Genomic DNA, 669 nt, shown 5'->3' on the forward strand with positions numbered 1-669 from the left:
GAAATGCAAGGTAGGGAAATGGCACGCAAACAAACCATTGATAGCGATCAGATACTTGATGCAGCGGAAACCGTTTTGCTGCGCAGTGGTGTGCACGGTTTCACCCTCGATGCCGTTGCCGCTCAGGCAGGCATCAGTAAAGGTGGGCTGGTTTACCGTTTCCCCAGTAAGGATCAACTGATTCAAACCCTGTTACAGCGGGAACTGACTCGTTTTTCGCAAGACGCTGAGCAGCGGGTGCCGACATGCTGGGTCATATCAGCGCTATCGGACAAGAGACTGAAGAAACTGCGTCGCGCGCCATTGGCTTGCTGACCGCGCTGGTCCATGCCCCGGCCATGCTGGCACCGGTACAAACCTTTTACCGCACGCAACTGGCGCGTCTGGCACAAGCGACACCGCTCACCAAACGCTTGCGCATTGCTTTTCTCGCCGCAGAAGGCGTGTTCTTGCTTCACGGCACCGGCTTTGCCGCCATCAGCCGGGATGAACGCCAATCCATGCTTGATGACGTCTGCGATATGGTGCGTTCGGCCTATAACAGCCATGAAGAAACCGCACGACCTAGCGGTACAATACAGGCCTATTCCCCCAGTTCGCCACCGTTTCCCCCGACACCGGCGGTCGCCTGGTTATCCGCCAACGGCGTGAACGGGGTCAGCCTGTCGG

Annotated in this window: 1 protein-coding gene and 1 pseudogene; both read left to right on the plus strand. The window is 57.5% G+C overall.

Annotated features, from left to right (window positions below; all coding sequences use genetic code 11):
* On the plus strand, positions 1-315 hold a 315-nt coding region (locus J5224_RS33080; RefSeq protein ID WP_264629138.1), incomplete at its 5' end, for a TetR/AcrR family transcriptional regulator.
* Positions 246-669, plus strand: a pseudogene (locus tag J5224_RS33085) (TetR/AcrR family transcriptional regulator); the annotation flags it as partial. The gene J5224_RS33080 and the pseudogene J5224_RS33085, both read left to right, overlap by 70 nt.

This window comes from Candidatus Symbiopectobacterium sp. NZEC135, assembly GCF_025962695.1.